Source organism: Kitasatospora sp. NPDC058965, assembly GCF_042741245.1.
Taxonomy (GTDB): domain Bacteria; phylum Actinomycetota; class Actinomycetes; order Streptomycetales; family Streptomycetaceae; genus Kitasatospora.
In genome coordinates this window covers 1-4536 of record NZ_JBHYKG010000479.1, presented here as the reverse complement: position 1 = coordinate 4536, position 4536 = coordinate 1, and the positions used below count along the sequence as shown (strand labels likewise).

General features: G+C 77.2%; 5 protein-coding genes. 1 reads left to right on the top strand and 4 read right to left on the bottom strand.

Features of this window, described 5'->3' with window-relative positions; translation table 11 throughout:
• From ACFW1A_RS38925 to ACFW1A_RS38910, 4 genes are all read right to left on the bottom strand, one after another.
• On the bottom strand, positions 1 to 933 hold a 933-nt coding region (locus ACFW1A_RS38925; RefSeq protein WP_380418143.1), incomplete at its 3' end, for an AMP-binding protein.
• The gene (locus ACFW1A_RS38920; protein ID WP_380418141.1) at positions 930 to 2120 is read right to left on the bottom strand and encodes a cytochrome P450; all 1191 of its coding nucleotides are present in this window, start codon (positions 2118 to 2120) and stop codon (positions 930 to 932) included. The genes ACFW1A_RS38925 and ACFW1A_RS38920, both read right to left, overlap by 4 nt.
• Positions 2117 to 2869: a glycosyltransferase family 2 protein gene (locus ACFW1A_RS38915; protein ID WP_380418139.1), complete on the bottom strand. Its 753-nt coding sequence runs from the start codon at positions 2867 to 2869 to the stop codon at positions 2117 to 2119. The genes ACFW1A_RS38920 and ACFW1A_RS38915 overlap by 4 nt, the downstream gene beginning before the upstream one ends.
• A gap of 10 nt (positions 2870 to 2879) precedes the next feature.
• On the bottom strand, positions 2880 to 3971 hold the full coding sequence (locus ACFW1A_RS38910) for a 3-oxoacyl-ACP synthase III family protein (protein ID WP_380418137.1): 1092 nt from the start codon (positions 3969 to 3971) through the stop codon (positions 2880 to 2882).
• A gap of 74 nt (positions 3972 to 4045) precedes the next feature.
• On the opposite strand from ACFW1A_RS38910, the gene ACFW1A_RS38905 reads away from it, so the two are divergent.
• Positions 4046 to 4536: hypothetical protein (locus ACFW1A_RS38905; RefSeq protein WP_380418135.1), on the top strand; the 491-nt coding region annotated here is incomplete at its 3' end.

Here is a 4536-nt window from a genome sequence, read left to right as displayed (position 1 = left end):
GAGCAGCACCGTGCCCAGGGTGTCCGGCAGTCCGCCGACGTCCAGCAGGCGGGCCGCGGCGGCCGGTGTGCCGAAGGTGTGGGTGGCCCGGCGGCGGCGCAGGTCCTTGACGAACCGCCGCGGCCGCACGGGCAGCGGTGCCACGGACCAGGTGGCGCCGGCGGCGAGGAAGGCGAAGGCGATCATCAGCTGTTCGGAGTGCACCACCACCGGTGCGGGGGCGGTCGGCAGGCCGAGGGCGGCGGCGAGCAGGTCGGCGCCGGCCAGCAGGGTCGCCCGGCTGTGCACGACCGCGCGGGGGCGGGCCGTGGTGCCGGCGGTGAAGACCACCAGCGCGGGGCGGTCCGGGTCCGCGGGCGCGGGCCCGGCGGGGGCCACGGGTACGGGCGCGGCGGCGGGCACGGCCGCGGTGCGGGCCAGCTCCGCGGCCGACACCGCGTCGGCGGGCAGCCCCGGCAGCCGCGGTCCGGTGTGCACCAGCCGCAGCGCCGGGTCCGCCAGCGCGGGCAGGTCCAGTCCGATCCGGCGCAGCAGGCCGCGCCCCGCCCGGCGCGCGGCCAGCGCACCCAGCCAGGACTCGGCGGCCAGCCAGCGCGGCGGCGCGAGCTCCTGGGCCACCAACTGGCTGCGTGCGGCGTCGAGTTCGGGACCGGCGCCCGGGTCGGCCACCACCACGGCGGCGCCCACCGCCAGCACGGCCAGCCCCAGCACCAGCGCGTCCCGGCCGGGGCGGACGGCGAAGAGCACCGTGTCCCCGGCCGTCATCCCGGCCCGCCGCAGGCCCTGCGCGGTCGCCTCGATCCGCCGGACCAGCTCCGGGTAGCCGAGCTCGCCGCGCGCGTCGACCAGGGCCACCGCCCCGGGCCTGCGCCGCGCGTGCTCCGTGATCCGCCCGACCAGCCCCGGGCCCACCGCTTGCGCGTCACCGGTCATCCGGCCGCCACCTCCAGTCGCGCGTACGTCGGGATCAGCACCCGGCGGGCCGCCCGCCGGTGCACGATGCGGTCGGCGCCGGCCAGCACCACCGTGCGGACCAGCTGCCGGATCTCCGCCAGCGCGAGCGGCGCGCCGATGCAGTAGTGCGGGCCCGCCCCGAACCAGAGCCGGCGCGGATCGTGCGCGGGGCACCGGCCGCGGGCCGCTGCGGGGTCGAACGGACCGGCCGCCAGGTCGCAGCGGGCGGTGGCGACGACCACCCGGTCGCCCGCGCGCACCTGCGTGCTGCCGAGCCGGGCCGGCGCGGCGGCCCGGCGCAGCATCGCCGGGCTCGGGGTGATCACCCGCATCGCCTCGTCCACGGCCGCGTCGCAGACCGCGGTGTCGTCCGGACCGGCCTGGGCGAAGGCGGCGCGCAGTTCGGGGAGCAGGCCGTGGTCGTGCCAGAGGGCGAAGATCCGCGGCACGGTGGTCGCCACCGTCTCCGTCCCGGTCAGCAGGAACGCGGCGGCCAGTCCGAGCGACTGGGTCCGGTCCAGCCCGTAGGCCCGCAGCCGGCCCATCATCGAGCCCGCCTCGGCCCGGTCGTACGCGTCGCCCGCCGCCGCGACCAGCCCGGCCAGCACCTGCCTGGCCCGGGCGACCTGACGCGGACTCAGCTCCCGGGTGCGCAGCCCGACCATCCGGACGATCCGCTCACCGCTCTCGAAGACCTCGGCGCCGGCGGCGTCCGCCACTCCGAGCAGGTCGCCGATCACCGCGCCGGCCGCCGTCCTGGTCAGCGCGACCAGGTCGACCGCCGCCCCGGCGGCCAGCCGGTCGGTGGCCTCGCGCAGCACCGGGCCGAGCACCGCGGCGCACAGCTCGGTGGCCTGGGTCCGGGTGAACAGGCCGGCCAGCGTGGCCCGCAGCCGCCGGTGCTCCTCGCCCTCCATGTTCAGCAGCACGGCCGGCCCGAGCACCGGTGTCCACAGCGCGCCCGAGGAGCCCGGCCCGTCCTTGCGGAAGCCGTCCTGGTCGAGCAGCACCCGGCGGGCCAACTCGGGATCGCTCACCACGATCCCGACGCCGGGCACCCGGACCGCGGGGCCGCGCCGCGCGACGGCGGCGATGAACGGGTACGCGAGCGGGTGCGCGGCCAGCTGCAGCCGCCGTTCCCAGGCCCGTCCGTGCGGACGGCTCACCGGATGTCCACCACGTCGGGCCGGAACCGGTGGTCGGCGTACCAGGCCAGGGTGTTGCGCAGCCCGTAGGCGCGCAGCCGCCGCACCGAGCCGTAGACCTTCATCCCCCGGACCTGCCCGTAGGCGGCGGTGACCCTGCGCACCCGGTTGACCAGCGCCCGGTCCTCGTGCAGTTCCTCGATCGCGGTGCGCGGGAAGCCGCCGCACCGCTGGTAGAGCTCGGCGGTGATGGCCAGGTTGGATCCGGGGCACATCAGGTACGGGCCCAGGTACTGCGGGTCGCGGTTGCCGGGGCGGATCCGCCCGAACGCGGCCGCCACCGACACCACCGCCGGCAGCAGTCGGCTCTCCCACAGCCGGAGCCGGAACTCGTCGGTGCGCGGGCGCAGTTGACCGGTCACCAGGCCGAGCCCGCCGGCCAGCCCGCGGCGGGCGGCGGCGGTCCAGCCGGGCACCGGCAGGCAGTCGGCGTCGGTGCGGGCGAGGTAGCGGGCACCGGCGGCGATCGCGTACCGCATCCCGGTGTCCGCCGCGGCGCCGGTGCCCTTGCGCGGCTCGTCGGCGAGGTGCACCGGGAAGCCGGCCGTGGCGGCGAACTCCCGGACCACGTCCGGCGTCCGGTCGGTCGAGCCGTTGTCCACCACCACGCACTCGAAGTCGGTGTCGGTCTGCCGGGCGAGCGCGCGCAGCGTGGCGGGCAGCGACGCCTCCTCGTTGTAGGCGGGCACGACCACCCACAGGTCGGTCACGGGAACTCCCTCACAGCCGGGCGAAGACGACGCCGAGCGAGACGCCGCCGGCCAGTCCGATCAGCGCGATCCGGTCGCCGGGCCCGCAGCGGCCCTGCTCCAGCGCCCGGGCGAGTTGGAAGGGCAGCGAGGCCGAGGCGAGGTTGCCGTGCTCGCGCAGCACCGGCACCAGCGGCCGGGCGTCCAGGCCGGTGCCGCGCAGGAAGGCCTCCAGCAGCGGCACGGTCACCTGGTGGACCGCGACGACGGCGAAGTCCGCCCAGCTCAGGCCGTGTGCGGCGAGGGCCTGGTGGAGCAGCCCCGGCCCGAGCGCCTCGAAGGCCGCGTGCAGTCGGGCGCCGTCCATCCGGAAGTAGGTGGCCTCCAGGTCCCGCGGGTGCGCCGTGCCGCCGCCGGGCAGCGTGCCGACCTCCCAGGCCGAGGAGTCCGCGCCGAAGGACCGGTGGAAGATGCCCGGCCCGTCGGGGTCCTCGGCCGGCCCGGTGCCCGCCTCCAGCAGGACGGCCGCGCCGCTGTCGGAGAGGGTGTAGCCGGGGAAGGACTCGACGAACTGGCCGCGGTCGCGCACCGCCCAGCGCACGGCCCGGGACGGGAGCTCACCGGTGCAGACCAGCACCCGGCGGTACTGTCCGGCGGCGATCAGCGCCTCGGCGACCTGGAGGCCGTTGAGCAGGCTGTTGCAGGCGTTCTTCACGTCGAACACGGGGCAGCGCGTCCCGAGCTTCGCGCCCAGGATGTGTGCGGTGGCCGGTTCGACCATGTCCTGCGAGGCGCTGGCGAAGACCAGCAGGTCGAGGTCGCCGGCAGTGAGGCCGGCGCCGGCCAGCAGCTTGCGGGCGGCCGCGGCGGCCAGGTCGGAGGCCTGCCAGTCGGCCGGGGCGACGTACCGGGCGGCGATGCCGGTGACCGCCTCGATCAGCCCGGGCCGCGGCCGGTAGGGCCCGTGCGCGGCGATCCGCTGCTCCACCTCACGGGAGGTCAGCGACTCCTCGGGCAGGTACGTCGCCACCGCGGCGAGCACCGCCCGCGCGCCGCCGTGCCCGTCGATCTGTCTACTGCCGGACGGCACTTCTGCCTGGCCTCCCCCGAATTGCATGATCATCAGATCATGTCACATCCGCGCTCCCCCACGATACGGTGTGCCGCACGGACATCCGGGGCGGAGCGGGGGCGGCGATGGGCGGGACGGCACGGCGGCACGAGGCCAGGCTGCTGCGGGCCAGCAGGCCCGCGCTCTGGGCGCTCACCGGCCTGGCGGCCTCCCGCCCGTTCGGTCCGATCCGGCGGGTGCCGCGGCTGGGCTGGGTGGCGGGCGAACCGACCCTGATCCGGGCCGTGCTCAACGACCACGAGCACTTCACGCTGCTCGGCGAGGGCGGCGTCGGCCACCTCTGGGAGCAGATCCTCGGGCCGTACGTCACCCGCCTGTTCGACGGCGCCGGCCACGCGGACCTGCGCCGGCGGGCCCGGGACCTGTTCACCGAGGAGAACGCGGCGGCCCTGGTCGACCGCGCCGCCGGGCCGGTCTACGCCGACCTCACCGCGCGCCTGGCCGCGGGCGAGCAGGTCGACGTGGCCGCGACCGCCCGCCTCGTGGTGGGCCGCCTGATGGCCGACCTGCTGGGTCTGCGGCTCGCACCCGACAGCCCCGACTCGGCCTACCTGGC